This window comes from Pseudobutyrivibrio xylanivorans, assembly GCF_008935055.1.
Taxonomy (GTDB): Bacteria; Bacillota; Clostridia; order Lachnospirales; family Lachnospiraceae; genus Pseudobutyrivibrio; species Pseudobutyrivibrio xylanivorans_A.
Genome location: NZ_CP043028.1, coordinates 823,893 through 840,082 on the forward strand (window position 1 = coordinate 823,893; position 16,190 = coordinate 840,082).

Annotated in this window: 14 protein-coding genes; all 14 read right to left on the reverse strand. The window is 39.3% G+C overall.

Going from position 1 to position 16,190, the window contains the following annotated elements:
• Positions 1–26 precede the first annotated feature (26 nt).
• The 14 genes from FXF36_RS03630 to FXF36_RS03695 all read right to left on the reverse strand — a co-directional run bounded on the left by FXF36_RS03630 (position 27) and on the right by FXF36_RS03695 (position 16,028).
• A complete protein-coding gene (locus FXF36_RS03630) occupies positions 27–290 on the reverse strand; it encodes an HPr family phosphocarrier protein (RefSeq protein ID WP_151622521.1) in 264 nt (87 codons plus the stop codon).
• A 157-nt stretch (positions 291–447) separates the two neighbouring features.
• On the reverse strand, positions 448–2,358 hold the full coding sequence (locus tag FXF36_RS03635; RefSeq protein ID WP_151622522.1) for a PTS fructose transporter subunit IIABC: 1,911 nt from the start codon (positions 2,356–2,358) through the stop codon (positions 448–450).
• Between the two features lie 75 nt (positions 2,359–2,433).
• Complete coding sequence (gene pfkB / locus FXF36_RS03640; protein ID WP_151622523.1) at positions 2,434–3,339, reverse strand: 1-phosphofructokinase; 906 nt, start codon at positions 3,337–3,339, stop codon at positions 2,434–2,436.
• Between the two features lie 17 nt (positions 3,340–3,356).
• Positions 3,357–4,106, reverse strand: coding sequence for a DeoR/GlpR family DNA-binding transcription regulator (locus FXF36_RS03645; protein ID WP_151622524.1), 750 nt, complete (start codon positions 4,104–4,106; stop codon positions 3,357–3,359).
• Between the two features lie 151 nt (positions 4,107–4,257).
• The gene (locus FXF36_RS03650; RefSeq protein ID WP_151622525.1) at positions 4,258–7,302 is read right to left on the reverse strand and encodes an EAL domain-containing protein; all 3,045 of its coding nucleotides are present in this window, start codon (positions 7,300–7,302) and stop codon (positions 4,258–4,260) included.
• Positions 7,303–7,442: 140 nt separating this feature from the next.
• A complete protein-coding gene (yjeM, locus tag FXF36_RS03655) occupies positions 7,443–8,987 on the reverse strand; it encodes a glutamate/gamma-aminobutyrate family transporter YjeM (protein WP_151622526.1) in 1,545 nt (514 codons plus the stop codon).
• 210 nt (positions 8,988–9,197) lie between these two features.
• On the reverse strand, positions 9,198–10,136 hold the full coding sequence (locus tag FXF36_RS03660; RefSeq protein WP_151622527.1) for a DUF1848 domain-containing protein: 939 nt from the start codon (positions 10,134–10,136) through the stop codon (positions 9,198–9,200).
• A gap of 190 nt (positions 10,137–10,326) precedes the next feature.
• Complete coding sequence (locus FXF36_RS03665; protein ID WP_174819707.1) at positions 10,327–10,752, reverse strand: hypothetical protein; 426 nt, start codon at positions 10,750–10,752, stop codon at positions 10,327–10,329.
• A gap of 190 nt (positions 10,753–10,942) precedes the next feature.
• Positions 10,943–11,407, reverse strand: a complete 465-nt coding sequence (locus tag FXF36_RS03670; protein ID WP_151622528.1) for an ASCH domain-containing protein — start codon at positions 11,405–11,407, stop codon at positions 10,943–10,945.
• Between the two features lie 27 nt (positions 11,408–11,434).
• Positions 11,435–11,929 carry a GNAT family N-acetyltransferase gene (locus tag FXF36_RS03675; RefSeq protein ID WP_151622529.1) on the reverse strand — a complete coding sequence of 165 codons (495 nt, stop codon included), beginning with the start codon at positions 11,927–11,929 and terminating at the stop codon, positions 11,435–11,437.
• Positions 11,930–11,963: 34 nt separating this feature from the next.
• The gene (locus tag FXF36_RS03680; RefSeq protein ID WP_151622530.1) at positions 11,964–12,203 is read right to left on the reverse strand and encodes a DUF1653 domain-containing protein; all 240 of its coding nucleotides are present in this window, start codon (positions 12,201–12,203) and stop codon (positions 11,964–11,966) included.
• A gap of 170 nt (positions 12,204–12,373) precedes the next feature.
• Positions 12,374–12,889: an antitoxin gene (locus FXF36_RS03685; RefSeq protein ID WP_243143569.1), complete on the reverse strand. Its 516-nt coding sequence runs from the start codon at positions 12,887–12,889 to the stop codon at positions 12,374–12,376.
• A gap of 9 nt (positions 12,890–12,898) precedes the next feature.
• Positions 12,899–13,753, reverse strand: a complete 855-nt coding sequence (locus FXF36_RS03690; protein ID WP_151622531.1) for a DUF3990 domain-containing protein — start codon at positions 13,751–13,753, stop codon at positions 12,899–12,901.
• A 187-nt stretch (positions 13,754–13,940) separates the two neighbouring features.
• Entirely contained in the window at positions 13,941–16,028 is a 2,088-nt protein-coding gene (locus FXF36_RS03695) for a flavocytochrome c (protein ID WP_167511280.1), read from the reverse strand.
• Positions 16,029–16,190: the final 162 nt, after the last annotated feature.

The following is a 16,190-nucleotide window of genomic DNA, read 5'->3' on the forward strand; positions in this document are numbered from 1 at the left end:
TTTTCCTCCTTAAGTTCCGCGATTAATTAATCGCCGAGACCACTCTCAACGAGCTCTACTGCCTTTGCAAGAGCAGCTTCTTCATCAGAACCGTTGCAGATGATTTCGATCTCAGCACCACACTTGATGCAAGCTGCCATAAGCATCATAACGCTCTTTCCATCGTACTGCATACCATTGTAACCGATCTTAACCTCTGACTCGAATGGTGTAACAGCTGCGCTGAAAACTGTTGCTGGACGCATGTGCATACCCTGCTCGTTTGTTACCTTAACTACTTTTGAAACCATATAAATAACTCCTTTCGTTTCAAGTACTAAATCCCTATAAAAAGTACCACGATATTTTATAGAATAATGCGTAATTTGTCTATAATAAATTTTACCAAAAAGCACAAAAGCCTTCCCCTATGTATAATAGGGGAAGGTAGTTGTTCTTATTAGATTTTTAATCCTCTACTGTCTTCTTTAATACACCAAGTAAGAAGCAGCTTACAAATGATCCAATAGCAAGAGCTACAAGATACATTCCCCAATTACCAACTACAGGGAATACGAAGATTCCACCATGTGGTGCCATAAGTGTGCACTTGAATGCCATTGAAAGGGCACCGGCAACACCTGAACCAACCATAAGCGATGGGATTACGTGAAGTGGATCTGCAGCTGCATAAGGGATAGCACCCTCTGTGATGAAGCAGAAGCCCATGATAAAGTTTACAGGACCAGCTTTTCTCTCAGCAACTGTGAACTTCTTAGGGAAGATAAGTGTAGCAAGTGCAATTGCGATAGGAGGAACCATACCACCAACCATAACTGCTGCCATAATCATCCAACCTGTTTCGTTCTGCTCTGCAAGAGCTGCTGTACCAAATACGTATGCTGCCTTGTTAAGTGGGCCACCCATATCTGTTGCCATCATTGCACCAAGGATAATTCCAAGAGCGATAATTGAGCCTGAGCTCATTCCTGTAAGAACGCCTGAAATCCAAGCATTAAGTGCACCAACGATTGGGTTGATTGCACACATAACAAGACCAATTACTGTAATACCACAAAGTGGGTAAATAAGAACTGGCTTAATACCTTCAAGAGACTGAGGAAGCTTCTCGCAAACCTTCTCGAGCCACTTCATGAAGTAACCTGCTGCAAAACCTGCTACCAATGCGCCAAGGAAAGCTGATGGAATAGCTCCACCTGGATTTGCAAATGTAGCACCTGTTGAAGCAAGAAGGCCACCAACGAAACCAACTGCAAGACCTGGTCTGTCAGCAATTGACTGTGCAATGAAACCTGCAAGGATTGGAAGCATGAAACCAAATGCTCCGCCACCAATTGTCTTGAACCAAGCAGCTACTGGTGTGTTTGTACCGAAGTTGCTAGGATCAATTGAGTAATCATCAAGCAAGAATGCAATAGCGATAAGGATACCACCACCAATAACGAATGGAAGCATGTGTGATACACCATTCATAAGGTGCTTGTAAAGCTGGCGTCCCACTGACTCGCTAGAATCGTCTGTTCTCTTTGTTACAGCTCCTGTGTGATGGTAAACAGCAGCTGTCTCAGCCTTTTCGAAAAGCTTCTCAGGTGTATGAATAGCGTCCTTTGTAGATGCCATAACAACCTTCTTGCCATCGAAAACGCTCATATCAATATTCTTGTCGCAAGCTACGATAACTGCATCTGCCTCAGCGATTTCAGCAGCTGTAAGAGGATCCTTTGCTCCGCCTGAGCCATCCTTTTCTACTCTGAAACCAATGCCAAGCTCCTTTGCTTTCTGCTCAAGAGACTCAGCAGCCATGAATGTATGTGCAATACCTGTAGGGCAAGCTGTAACAGCTACAATCTTCTTTTCACCCTTACTTGCTGTTGCTGTAGATGCTGTAGTAGCAGCATCCTTCTCTGCCTCTTTCTTGTCGATAAGGCCTAAGAACTCGTCAACAGTCTTAGCCTCAACAAGAGTCTTGCAGAATGCTGAATCCATAAGCATTGTCATAAGCTTTGACAATACCTCAAGGTGTGTATCAGCGCCTCCCTCTGGAGCAGCAATCATGAATAAAAGATTGCTAAGGTTGCCATCAAGTGCCTTGTAATCAACACCGGCTGGACAAGTAATAGCAACAAGACCTGCCTTTGCAACTGATGCAGACTTGCCGTGAGGAACAGCAATACCATTTCCAATAGCTGTTGTACCCTTTGCCTCACGCTCAAGGATAGCTGTCTTAAAGCCTGCTGCATCCTTCAAATTCCCAACAGAATCATGAAGAGCAATAAGCTGGTCGATTGCTTCATTCTGGTTAGCAAGTGCAACCTGAAGCTTGATCCCCTTAGGATCGATGAACTCTGAAATTCTCATATTCCCTCCTACACTTTGAAACTTAATTAGAGTTAAATTTATATATTAACCGTGGGTCTCCTATTCCACAGCTAATTACAAGTTTTTAAATAATGCATCAATGTCAGCTGCCTTAGCAAGGCCATCTGAAAATGCTGTTGCAGAACCAGCGGCTGTTCCCATCTTAAGGGCAGTCTCGTAGTTCTTTGTCTTCATATATCCAGCTACAAAGCCAGCAACCATTGAATCGCCAGCACCAACCGAATTTCTAACAGTGCCCTTTGGAACACCGATACGATATCTCTCACCGTTTTCATCTACAAGCATGGCACCATCGCCCGCCATAGAAATAAGAACGTTTCGCGCGCCCATCTTCTGAAGCTGAAGTGCGCCCTCATATATTTCATCATCTGTTTCAAGAGTCTTTCCAACGATTTCACCAAGCTCGAAATTGTTTGGCTTGATAAGGAAAGGATGATACTTCAAAACATTTGTAAGAAGATCCTTTGTTGCATCAACAACAAACTGTATTCCCTTTCCATCAAGCATAGAAAGAATCTTTTCATATACATCATCTGGAAGTGAGTTTGGAATTGAACCAGCCAGAATGAGAACATCTCCTTCTACTAATTTAGAAAGCTTGTCAAAAAGTGCCTTCTGAGACTCCTCATCAATCTTTGGTCCCTGAGCATTAATCTCGGTTTCTTCAGTTGCCTTAAGCTTTACATTGATTCTTGAAATTCCATCCTTCAACTGAACAAAATCAGACTCGATGCCTGCAGCCTTAACGCCCTCTTCGATTGCACGTCCTGTGAAGCCTGCTACAAATCCAAGGGCTGTGCTCTTGAGCCCAAGCTCTGATAAAACCATGGATACATTGATACCCTTTCCTCCGAAATAGTACTCCTCACTGGCAGAACGATTCGTCATTCCTGGGAGTAAATCTCCATCCATTCGTACTACGTAATCAAGTGCTGGGTTAAATGTAACCGTATAAATCATTGCTTTACCTCCATAATCTATTCACATACCATTACTGTTGTGTGACTTAAATATTCCTTAGATGTGAGCTCATCTGTGATAATTGTGCAATCCTTGATATCCGCAAATGTCACAGAATTAATTTCATCGAATTTAGAGTGGTCCGCTAGAATATAGGACATATACGCATGTCTGATGGCTGCAGTCTTAATCATGGCCTCATCCACATCAGGTGTTGTAAATCCTGCCTGAATGGAGATACCATTAGTGCCCATGAAAGCCTTTGTAAAATGATACTTTCGAATAAATTCTATGCAGTCCGGTCCAACCACCGCCTCAGTGGCACGTTTAAGTCTGCCACCAATCATGATTGTATCAAACCCTTTATCCATCAGGCGCTTCGCGTGAACAACTCCATTTGTTATGTACTTTGCATCGTGATTATCAATGTAATCAATCATAGCAAGTGTGGTAGTTCCTGCATCAATGTATACGAAATCGTTGTCCTGAATGAGCCCTGCTGCATATCGACTGATATTATCTTTCTCAGCGATATTTTTCTGAGCCTTCATCTTTACAGCATCTTCCTTTGTGTTAACATCGTGGGAAGTAATAGCCGTAGCACCACCGAATACCTTTACGATTTTCCTTGCTCGATTTAGCTCATTTATATCACGTCTGATTGTAGCTGCTGAAGTATCTAAAAGATCAACCAGCTCATTCACTGAAACAGCCTTCTTCTGATTAACTATTTCGATTATTCGTGTCCGTCTTTCTTCCGTAAGCATTGTATCCACCCCTTGAACAATTTCGATTATTTTTGATTGCTCTAATCAGAATATAGCACGTTAAAAAATATAACGCAATCACAAACAATCACAATCGGTCACAGATAATCAAATTCCGTCATAATACACATATTTCAGCTTTTGTTTTTGTTTAGAATTTATCCTTTTTGTGGCTCTCCTTGTCCATATACATGCGTTTGTCAGCCTCATCAAGACACTCGCTAATACTTCCTGTTTCCGAATAGCGAGATACACCGATAGACACTTTTATAGAAATCAATGTATTAGAAACTTTTTCAAGCTTTGTAAGACCTATCCTTATTTCCTGAATGATACTCTCAATGTCTTCATCACTGGTGTACTGATGTATTATGATAAACTCGTCACCGCCAAACCTAAATACAACGCTATTATCCAAAGCCACTCGCTTCAGTACTTTACTTGCTTTCTTAAGCACTTCATCACCATAATCATGACCGCAGGTATCATTAATTTGTTTGAATCTGTCAATATCAAGCATAATGAGCGCGAAGTCACTCTTATCAGTATTATACTGGTCAACATACTTTTGAATGACATCTGTAAAGGCACGACGATTATACAGGCCTGTCAAAGCATCTGTTACAGTCAGCTTTTCTAGTCTAGCCTGTTCTTTCTGCTCGTCAGTTACGTCCTTAAAGTAACCTACCAATCCGATTATCTTTCTATCTACAATGTATGGGCGCTTGCAGGCAATAATCTTTCGTACCTCACCCTTCACAATACATTCTCCTCGGACATCTTCAATAATCTTTCCCTCATTAATTACTGAAAGTTCGTCCTGTTTAAATCGCTCTGGGTTAATATGCCATCCCATATCCTCGTCGGTTTTTCCCAAGATTCCTTCAACAGATTGTAGGCCATAGTAATCTAGGAACATCTGATTTGCTCCCAAAAATCTGCGTTCCTTATCCTTCCAGAACACACCCACAGGAAGAAGCTTTAGGATGTCCTCAAATATTGGTTTCTTTTCTTTTACTATATTTTTAGATGTTTCTACCCGTTTATTCGAGCTATCAGTCATACGTCTTGAAATTTCATTGCTAGCCTCACACACACAGCTGAGTAATGCATCATATTTATCAAAGTGCATTAGTGACAGCTCGATAGCCTTCCAGACATATGTATTTCTGGTGTTAAGGATTCTAAAGAATCCTACAATGTATCCTGCACTTTCCTCTGAAATTCGATCCTCCACTGTTTCCATATCAAAGAAATCGTCAAAGTACAGTTTGTCATCTGGATGTACTAGTTCTTCGCCAATCCTGCGAATCATTTCTCTCGCGGTAACTTCTTGTCCATTTATATGAAGTCGACTGTCATTCAAATAAATATTTTCATAATAATCGTTATCAATACCAAATACATCAACACACTCATAGCGTGCAAACATAGAGCGGCTGATGGCATTGACTCTTTCATCGTAGCCTGCATTAAGCAGCCTAGAAAGAAGTCGTATTGATATTAAGTATGCATTTCTGCCCGTCGTCTCATCAGAACAAATATATCTAACCATCATGTTTACAATTCTGCCCTTAGAGATAAAGTCCATGGCTTCAGGATTCCTGCTCTCCCTACTATAATCACATATCTCCAAAAATCTTTGCATTCGAGAAGAAGTTTCTCGTTCTGCATCATTCAGTTCATCCTCAACACTAGATACATCATCATGACCAAACAGTGCTATCAAGTCACGGTATGCACTATTTGTATATACAAAGTGCCAATGTTTGTTCTGAATAATGGCAATGGCAAGGGGAAGTGCATTTTCTATATTAGTGTTTTCAATATTCTGAAGTGGATTCTGGCGAAGTATGTCAATCTTGCCCAAATCTTCATAGAAGAATCGTTCTTCAGCTGTTTCAAGATCACGCTCACTCTTCTGGATATGCTCAAGCCCCTGAATATAAGGCATAGGACGACCTATCAGATACCCTTGAATAAGTTCACAACCAATACTCTTTATAAAGTCATACTGTTCCTGTGTTTCAACACCTTCTATTAGTGTGTGGATATTCAGGTTCTTTATCATTGATACGATGTGTCTGAGGATAATTTTTCCGTTGTCGTTCACCTCAAAATCACTCAGAAAAGCCATATCGATTTTTACCAAATCGAAATTATAATTCTTCAGGACATTTAGAGATGAGTATCCGCTTCCAAAATCGTCCATCCACACAACGTAGCCCTTCTCTCGCATTCTGTTAACCTGCTCCATAATAAACTGAGAGTTGTCGTTCAGTGCACTCTCGGTAATCTCAAAGTGGAACATGTTCTTTTGACAACCGTACTTTCTAAGCTTCTCCTCAATAAGGGCAACAACGTCCATCACCTCAAAATCCACTCGGGACAGGTTAATAGACACAGGAACTGCCTCTGTTTTTCCTTCAACATCCGCTCTGTATCTGGAGAAAATCTCCTCCATAACAAAGGCATCAAGCTTTGCAATAAGTCTATACTCTTCAAGTATAGGGATAAACTCGTTTGGATAGAACATCCCCTTATTAGGATCAATCCAACGAACCAGCGCTTCCCAACTACACACTTTTCCCGTCATTGTACGAACAATTGGCTGATAGTAAACCTTGATGTATTTCTTTGCCAGTGCTTCATCAAGACTGTCTAAAATATCCTGCTTTCGTTTTAAAGAACCACCAAGCTCCTCATCATAAAAACGATATTCAACATCGTATTTTTTCTTAATACTGATACAGGCCATTCGAGCTCTATCACAGCACCTGATTACATCCTTTTCTTCGCCATTGAAAATGTAAATACCCGCTTTTAACTCGATATTTACGCTCTTTTGAACGAGCTTTATTCTGTCTCTAATTGTCTTAATTGAAGGAACGATTTGCACAGAATTAGCACAAACCACGAAATGATCCCCTGAAAAATGGGATATAAGTTGTCCTGAAAAGACATCTTTTATGATATAGCCTATGGAAATCAGCAATTCGTCTCCGATTTCATAGCCATAATTTACATTAAAAATTTTGAAATTCTCAAGGTCAAAAAATACAAAGGCATACTCCTGCTCGTCTACTGCGCTGTCCAACAATTCTTGGGCGCACTCGTAGAAGGTCTGCTTATCCAGCAAGCCCGTCAGTTCGTCTATAGACATTCTGATTTCACGATAGTCCCCTTTCGCAGTCATGTATTTTACCCCTACATTACCATTCTTGAGTCATTTTATTCTAGCAGACAAATGTGAACTTTTTATCGAATAAATGTGGAGAGATTTGGACTGTGTATAAACAAAAAACCACCGGCTCATTTGAACCGGTGGTTATATATTTAAGCTTCTATTTCTTCCGCTTTAATTGTAGTTTCTTTATTGCTTTCTGCTTCCATTTTCTTCTCATAACGATTATAAATAATCCAAGCTGCAAGACCGAATACTACAGGACCGCTGAGTGACCAGAATGTAGTCTTTATATCTCCATCAAGCGCTGGCTGGATGATTGCGAATACGTTTGCAAATAAAAGTGTAAGTGTTACAACATATCCCCAGATGTTTGCTGACTTCTGAGATTTGAAAATAACAAAGCTTCTATCGATTCCATCAAGCTTCTTGAACTTAGGGAATGCGAATGAAATAAACATATAAGGTACTGTCATTCCAACGTTAACCATAGCTGTAAGGATAACGAAAAACTTCTGCATTGAATCGCCACCAAAAGATACAAGAAGAATCATTATACTTACGATTGCACATTGTACCCACATAGCATTCTTTGGCATACCGTCTGCCTCGATCTCACCCATCTTACCAGGCCAAAGCTCCTTTGGAGTCCCCTCGATAATCTGCTTAAGTGGTGAGTAAACAAGTGTGAATAATGCTCCTGCAAGAGCAAGAAGCATGATAAGTGCATAAACACGAGCAAAACCGCGAGCAAGTGCAACCTGTGTAGCTGCTGATGCACCGAATACCTTACCAAATGTAGCAGCAAAGTTTGACATGATTACGTATGAAACATTACCAAGTGTGATTGTGTCAGCACCAAGAATCTCTGTGTAATTTGTAAATGAACCTACAAGCATGATAAGAGATGCATAACCAACTACGATAACCATAGCAGCGATGATGATTCCCTTAGGGAAATTCTTCTTAGGATTCTCTGTCTTATCTACAAGACCACCAACGGCCTCAATTCCGCCATATGCGAATAATGCATATACGATAAATGAGAGAAGCATGATTGGGCTGCCCTGATATGCAACATTAAGAGGAACCTTAAGTGACTCCATACCTGCGAATGGCTGTTCAAGCTGACCGCCACGAACAATAATCATAACGATAGAACCAACTACTACCATAATGTTAATAGTAAGAACTGCTGTACCACCAATAGATGTTACCTTACTAATCTTATCAATACCCTTTGAATCAAAGTATGTGATGAAAATGAAGAACAATACAGCCATAAGACCAAGAAGTCTTGAACCAGATAAAAACTCGATTCCAAATAATGACCATGTTGATGTTGTATCTTCACCAAAGATGACGTTTGAAACTGGTACCCAGATGCCTGAAGAAACATTTACCATCCAAAGAACGTAAGATGTGTACCACATAAATGTACCGATGAATGCATACTTTGGCCCTACTGACTTACACATCCAAGAGTACATTCCACCTGTCTCGTCCTTGAATGCAGAACCGAACTCTGCAACCATAAATGCAAATGGGATAAAGAATAAAATACCTGCGATTACAAACCAAGGAATCGCTGCATATCCCATTAAGTAATAAGAACGTGGAATGTTGTTAAAACCATAAACTGATGTAAATATCATCAGAATGAGGGACATAAGCCCTAACTTTTTTTCTTGTTTCATTACTAACTTCCTTATAACAAAATATATTCTTTATTTAATTTCCGTATGCCGAAAACTTTAACATTATATCACGTCATAAGGCAATTCTCTATAATTTAGTTATATAAAACAGTGAAAATACAATGTGTTAACACTTTAAAACGCAAAAGAAATATTCACTAATATTTTCTGATGATGATAAAAAAGTAGCATCCAGCCTTTAGCCAGATGCTACATTTTATCCAATGGCAGAACCATCTGCCAATCTATCCAGGATTTTTGTGGAACATCGTTTATTTCATCATCGGGCTGATAATTTCCGATTAGAAATGGTGATGTCGGGTCATGAAAACTACTTTGAGCCACTACTACTTCCGGCTCCGCATTGGCATAACAATATCTACAAAGATGCTTGCAAGTATTATAGGCTCCAATATCACCTGAAAGATAGCAGGCACATTCCGCTCTTGCCCCCTTTTTCTTTGGAGCATTAAGTCTTTGTCCAATGGCCTTCTCATAATCTGCGATTGTCATGCAACCACCGCAGTCTGCTCCAAACTGAGCCAGCTCATCTCCTTCTGCACATGGCTTCACTGTCATGCCATGGGCTGTAGCTATTTCTATAATCTTCTTTCCCATTCTAAGACGCTGGTCTTTTGCCACCTCTTTTGCCTCTGGGAAATTTTTTCTTACCTTTGGGTAAAGGTCTATAAAACTTATAACTACTGTTTTGGTATAACCATCCAATTCTTCCGCTATCTGCTTGAAGGCCTTGATGTGGTACTCTTCTGTATATCTATCTGAGATAAAGATTGGGTCATAACGCCAGCCAATACTGTTGACACCTACCACATCTGAAAGCTTTTTAAAATCTTCTATCAGCTTGTGCTTGTCCGGTACATTGGGCTCAATATCTCTTCCATATGAAGTCAGGGTCACAAACCAATACTGCCCATAGTCCTTTAGCAAATCCATATACTTGAACATTGGCGCTGGATTCTTTGTACAAAAACCAATCACATCCACCACCTCTGGATCAAGCCTATATCTGCTGACCTGCTTAGGATTGTATGGATTGCGCACACAGACATATCCGTCCTTCAACCTGTTTGCAAACCAGTCTGAATAAAACGCCGGAATATCAGTGCGCTGCCCTGTGTTGATTATCATAATCTACCTCATAACTTTAAGTATCTGCATATTTTTTTTAAATTTATATGCAGATACTAATTCTCTGTCCAGCAAGCTTCCTCTTCCTCATTGTAGTAAGAAATATATAGAGGTAAAACCAACTCTATATCCTTTATGTCCATCTCTCTTATTTTCATTATGTCTCCTCTTGTAAGTAATTATTTTTCATCTATCTAACTATCAAATATCCGATAACTGGTCCTAAGAAAATTGCAATATAAATCAATGTAATCCAAGGCTGATAGTCCACATAGAATTCCTTGAATGTAAGTCTCCATGGGTGCTTAATCAATACCCAACCTATCAGATCAACCACTATGCATATTATTGCCCAGATGGCTCCTGCAATAAGAGCCACTGCAAGTGTTGGGGTCTCTAGTCCTGAAACATAGACACATCCCAATATTGAAAAAATAATAATATTGTACAGTGGATGCCATGGCTTGGTCTTCTCATAGCCTTCTCCCATTCCAGGACTCTCCTTCATGGATTTCATGTGCAATACCTTGATGTTAAAAATGGTATGACCAATTCCAATCCATGTAACAATCACATAACCAATCAATAACAGTAACAATAATTTTCCTAAATTCATAATATCTTCTCCTCTTTTTATAGGTTTTTGATTTTCCTCAGAAAATCAAGAACCGGACATGGACCAATATTTTCTGAAAGAAAATATTGCTTGGCAAAGCCAAGTTCTTGTGGGCTTTTTCCTTAAGTAGCCCACAAAAAGTCATAATTTCTTAAGCTGGTTCACCAATTGATGTATCTCCAGTTATTTTCTATTCTCCAGCTACATATTCAAGTGAGAACTGCTCACACACTACCTTTGATTCCTCTGTAAATGGAATGCCGCTTTCCTCTGCACACTCCTCGAAGAATTCCTTGTGCACTCTTCTCCAATAATCCAAAGAGCGATCTCCCTCACCTTCAGCAAACGCATGTGATTCTGGAACCTCATTGAATGGAAGGATAAACACTTCCTTTGTCCTGATGACACAAACCGCTTCGTCTTTTCCATTCAATATCACACTGTATTCTCCCACTTGTGGAAGCTCATCAAGTGCATCTTCAGCTATATAATCATCATAGGAGCTGGCTGTACCATACTTAATTCCTTTGACAACTAATTCTGCTAATTCATCTGCAGTCTCTTCATCATCTCCAAAGCCCCAGGCTTCATAGCTCGTATTAATATCTACATTTTTATTTTCGCAAAACTCTTTCCATAATTCTTTTTCTGTCATTTTGTCACCTCATGTTGTAAGTATTTATTATCTGCTTAGTTTCTTCTCCATCAAATAGAATCTACCCTTGCGCCAGTCAGCATGACCACGCTTGGTATATCCATTCCTTCCGTAAAGACTAAGTGCATATGGATTCTCTGAGAAAACATCCAGTCTCACTGAATCATATGCCATATCTGTCAGCTGATTCTCGATATGTGCAAGCACCTTTTTGCCTACTCCGTTATTCTGAAAATCTGGCGATACACATAATCTATGAATGATGCAAGGATTTTCATTTTCCCATTCGCATTTACGATATTCATCATCACACTCTTCACTTATTACATAGATTGCCGCAAGCTCATTATCTTCTGAAGCAATATAAAGAGTTTTCTTCTTTATGTCATCCTCAAAATCATCCACGATAGGATAATATTCATCCCACTGCTCGATTCCCTGCTCAGACATGAGCTCCTTAGCAGCATCCACCATAGTGCAGATTTCCTTTATGTCTTCTAATGTTCCTAGTCTGTAATCCATATTCAAGCCTCCATTTCAAGTGCCACAACAACTATTACTTCTTTGCCACTTCCTGTAGCTCAAATCGATACTTCTGTTTCACATCAGGATATTTCTCATGATCTACCTCTGATAAAAACATCTCCATAGGTCTTACCCAAAGTGAACCATCATCATAAAGCTTTCTGTAGATAACCATTTCTTCCTGAGTTTCTGAATCTAATGCAACATCCTCTACTAAGTAGTAATTTCCTTTGAAGTGTTTATATATTCTATGTAACTGTAGTTCCTGCATCACTATTCCTCCCAATAATAATTTGTACTCTATTATAAGTGATTTGTAAGATTTAATTAAGCATCAAGCTTAATTAAATCTGTAAATGCAGCTTTCCGCTGCTGCATTTTAACTAGAGTATAAATAAAGCCCTATATCAGGATTTTCTAACTACTATAGAGCCTTCTTTATTACATTCTTTTATTAGCTTTCTCCCTTACTCTTTTAAATATCTCATATTGTTCCAGTTCTTCATCCTTGCTATCACTTGTGAGCCCTTTTGCCTCTAGAATTCTATCTATTGCTTGTGCTGGATCCATTGTGTGATAAGGAAGAAACATTGATCTTAATTCTTTTGGTTTTACTATTTTATATGCTTGAACTGATGACTTCTCATAAGTATAAGAGAAATAGCGATAAATATAGCCAATCCAATACATTTCATTTGGAGAATATTTGACAGACCCATAATTTGACTTACCATATTCCTCATCTAGAATATTAAGTAAATCTTTAGCTTGTAAGTTACTTTGTAATACATCAAGGCCATCTAGTCTTTTCACTATATTACTATTCATAAATCTACGAATAAATATTTCTGAACTTGTTTCCTGTTCCATAATAGATAGCTCAAATGCTTTCGCCTGCAAATTACAAAGAAGAAGTCCATCTTTATCTATTTTTTTAATTTCGCTTATACTTGTCATTTCTCTATCTCACCCAAGAATATCATCAATATATTTACCTTGACCTCTGTACTGTCGTCTAGCAAGCTTTACTTTATCATCTCCAAGTTTTGTTTCCTCTGCTCTTATTGTCTTATAATAGTCTTTTTCACTTGAAGATATGTATGCTCTCTCAAGAATCTTCAAATTTTTGATTGCTTTCTCCGTCTTAAAAACAATTTGATTTCCTAGATTTGTAGCTGCCAAACAATGTTTACATTGCTCATCAGTTATTTCTCCCTCTATAAATGAATTTATAATTTGAAACATTCTGTTATCAGCTATAGGCGCAATTATATAATCACAATCTTCAGCTGCTGCCAATAAATCTAGAACAACTGGATGCTCTTTATATTCCTCAAGCGTTCCCCTATAATACGCTATTGTAAGCATCCATTCTTGATCGACTTTATATCTTTTAGCTTTGAGATTTCTTTCATCGAAATCAAGGTAATAAACAGAAGAATGTTCAAAACCCGAAACAAACGAAATGGCCTGTTCATAGCTTTCTCCCGTATAAAATCCTTGACCAAAATCATTATTTGTTCGACTTCTATTTACAGTTATTTCGCCTTCAATTGCACTTTTGGCACCATGGAATAGTAATTTATGACTTGGCATTATATTTTCTAACCATAGCATTTCCTTCAATCTTCCAAGTTTTATGTTGTTATCAAATGCAAAACTATATACTTTCTCAAGTAATTTATCTGAGGCTTCTGTTTTACCTAACTCATTTCTGGATAAAGTTACCTGCTGAACCCCCAAATTCTCTGCTAATTCACTTTGTGATATACCTAATATTTCCCTTATTGATTTCAAATCATTTGAAAATTCATACTCCATATTTTCCACCTCTTAAACTTGTTTATATCACATTACTTAAACAAGTTCAATAACTTGTTTAAGTAATATTACTTTAATAAGTTTGCTAACTTCTCTAAGTAACATTACTTAAACAAGTTTTGCCGTATAAATAAAAGAGCCATTTAGCATTAGCTAAATAGCTCTCTAAAAAAACATTTTATTGAAATTACTTACCGCAATACTCTACTGCACTATCACTAGCCACCTGTCCGAATACAACAATATCAGCTACGGCATTACCACCGATTCTGTTACCACCGTGAACACCACCTGTAACCTCACCTGCTGCATATAATCCTGGGATTGCCTTTCCATCTGTATCAATTACCTGACACTTAGTATCAATCTTGACACCACCCATTGTGTGGTGGATACCAGGAGCAATCTTAATTGCATAGTAAGGAGCAACACTTAAGTCATTTTCCATACCTGTGTCACGACCAAACTCTGCATCGTTCTGAGCTGCAACAGCCTTATTCCATGTGTCTAATGTCTCAGCTAATACCTTAGGATCTACCTCAATCTGCTCAGCGAGTCCTTCAATTGTATCAGCCTGCATTGTAATACCTGTTGAAACATACTTCTCGATAGCCTTAAGACCATCTCTTAATCTCTGGTCGAAGATAATGTATGCATAGCCACCAGTCTGCTCAAGCTCTGCTGCAGATACAACATCTCTTGTGAGAAGCTCGTTTGTGAAACGCTTACCTTCCTGATTTACAAGGATAGCACCATCTCCACGAACGCTCTCTGTAATAAGCATTGAAGTTCCCTGCTCTACTGTAGGGTGAAGCTGAATCTGGTCAATATCTACAAGATCTGCGCCAACAGCCTCTGCCATTACAATACCATCACCCATAGCACCTGGAGCACTTGTAGAAACTGTACCCTTCAAATCTGAACGATACTTAACAATCATATCCTGATTGTTTCCAAAACCACCAGTTGCAAGGATTACTGCCTTTGCATTGATTGTATAATTGAACTCATCGCTTTCAGCCTTAACACCAACGATTGTTCCATTGTCACTGATAAGCTCTGTAGCCTTTGTATCATACATAACATCGATGCCAAGCTCATCTACCTTGTTCAAGAATCTTGTAACAAGATAAGCACCTACACCCGAACCATCCTCTGGAGCATGAATACGAGCATTTGTAGCACCACCAGAGAATCCAACCTTTGGAAGTGGAGCTCCGATTGAATCGAGCCAATCAATAGCAGATGCTGATTTCTCAGCCATAACAGTTACAAGGTCGCGGTTGTTCATCTGATGACCGCCTTCCATTGTATCCTCTATGAAAGTCTCAACACTATCCTCAATACCCTGCTCAGCCTGATAATGTGTCTCAGCTGCATTCATACCACCAGTAGCCTTTGTTGTGTTACCACCAGCGTATGGCATCATTTCAAGAAGGATAACCTTCTTGCCCTGCTCTGTCGCATTGATAGCTGCAGTCATACCTGCGCCACCTGCACCTACGATAACAATATCGCAATCAAGGGTCTTGTCAGTCTTTGCCACATTTTCCTTAGCAGGCTTTGATGGAAGTGTACTTAAATCACATCCTGCCTGTGTAAGAGCATCCTGTAATGCAAGTAAGATTGCCTTACTTGTAACTGTAGCACCAGCAACTGCATCAACGTCAGTTGTCTGAGCCTCAAGTATACGATCTGGCATCATTGATACTGCAAAAGTACCAATATTTTCTGTCTCGTGATCACCAACTACCTGAATATCATCGATAGTGCTTTCACTTACTGTAACTGTAACTTCAACATCACCGCCGAAGCCCTTTGCTGTACCAGTATATGTACCTGGAGTAAATGAAGGACCAGCTGCTGATGCAGAACCACCAGCCTGAGACAAAGCTTTAGATACTGCTGTCTTTACAGCAGTACTTGTAATTGTAGCCCCTGAAACTCCGTCGATATCAGCCGACTGAGCCTCAAGAACCTTGTCACGCAACTGTGGAATAGCCGCTCCTCCTACATCAGGAGTCTCGCCCTCTCCTACAATATCAACACTGGAAATACCACCATTGTCGCCAATGGTCACAGTTACTTCCACATCTCCACCGAAACCATTTGCTGTTGCGGTGTAAGTTCCTGGTGTAAATTCACCTTTTGCATCGTCCATTGAATTTGGATTAAACTTAGGTTTTCCAAGCACAATTGATGCCACAAGCGCAATAAACAAAACGCACACTAGCACTCTGAGAACGCGAACACTAAGTATATCTCTATTCATCATAGCACCTCCTATAAACTTGTTATATCAAATAAATGCGTATTTTTTATGTCGAAAGTGTATTATTTCTCATATACATTTCTTTCTGTAAAAAACGCACATCGTCCACTATATCCTATTTTAGAGTATAAAAAAAGCCTTGTAGTGGTATTTGTTACCACTACA

Excerpts from the sequence above, each read along its gene's own strand:
- FXF36_RS03675 (WP_151622529.1), bottom strand. The coding sequence starts at position 11,929 with ATGGATTACAGACTAGGAACATTAGAAGACATAAAGGAAATCTGCACT.
- pfkB (WP_151622523.1), bottom strand. The coding sequence starts at position 3,339 with ATGATTTATACGGTTACATTTAACCCAGCACTTGATTACGTAGTACGA.
- FXF36_RS03685 (WP_243143569.1), bottom strand. The coding sequence starts at position 12,889 with ATGACAAGTATAAGCGAAATTAAAAAAATAGATAAAGATGGACTTCTT.
- FXF36_RS03665 (WP_174819707.1), bottom strand. The coding sequence starts at position 10,752 with ATGAATTTAGGAAAATTATTGTTACTGTTATTGATTGGTTATGTGATT.
- FXF36_RS03635 (WP_151622522.1), bottom strand. The coding sequence starts at position 2,358 with ATGAGAATTTCAGAGTTCATCGATCCTAAGGGGATCAAGCTTCAGGTT.
- FXF36_RS03650 (WP_151622525.1), bottom strand. The coding sequence starts at position 7,302 with ATGACTGCGAAAGGGGACTATCGTGAAATCAGAATGTCTATAGACGAA.
- FXF36_RS03630 (WP_151622521.1), bottom strand. The coding sequence starts at position 290 with ATGGTTTCAAAAGTAGTTAAGGTAACAAACGAGCAGGGTATGCACATG.
- FXF36_RS03680 (WP_151622530.1), bottom strand. The coding sequence starts at position 12,203 with ATGCAGGAACTACAGTTACATAGAATATATAAACACTTCAAAGGAAAT.
- FXF36_RS03690 (WP_151622531.1), bottom strand. The coding sequence starts at position 13,753 with ATGGAGTATGAATTTTCAAATGATTTGAAATCAATAAGGGAAATATTA.
- yjeM (WP_151622526.1), bottom strand. The coding sequence starts at position 8,987 with ATGAAACAAGAAAAAAAGTTAGGGCTTATGTCCCTCATTCTGATGATA.
- FXF36_RS03695 (WP_167511280.1), bottom strand. The coding sequence starts at position 16,028 with ATGATGAATAGAGATATACTTAGTGTTCGCGTTCTCAGAGTGCTAGTG.
- FXF36_RS03670 (WP_151622528.1), bottom strand. The coding sequence starts at position 11,407 with ATGACAGAAAAAGAATTATGGAAAGAGTTTTGCGAAAATAAAAATGTA.
- FXF36_RS03645 (WP_151622524.1), bottom strand. The coding sequence starts at position 4,106 with ATGCTTACGGAAGAAAGACGGACACGAATAATCGAAATAGTTAATCAG.
- FXF36_RS03660 (WP_151622527.1), bottom strand. The coding sequence starts at position 10,136 with ATGATAATCAACACAGGGCAGCGCACTGATATTCCGGCGTTTTATTCA.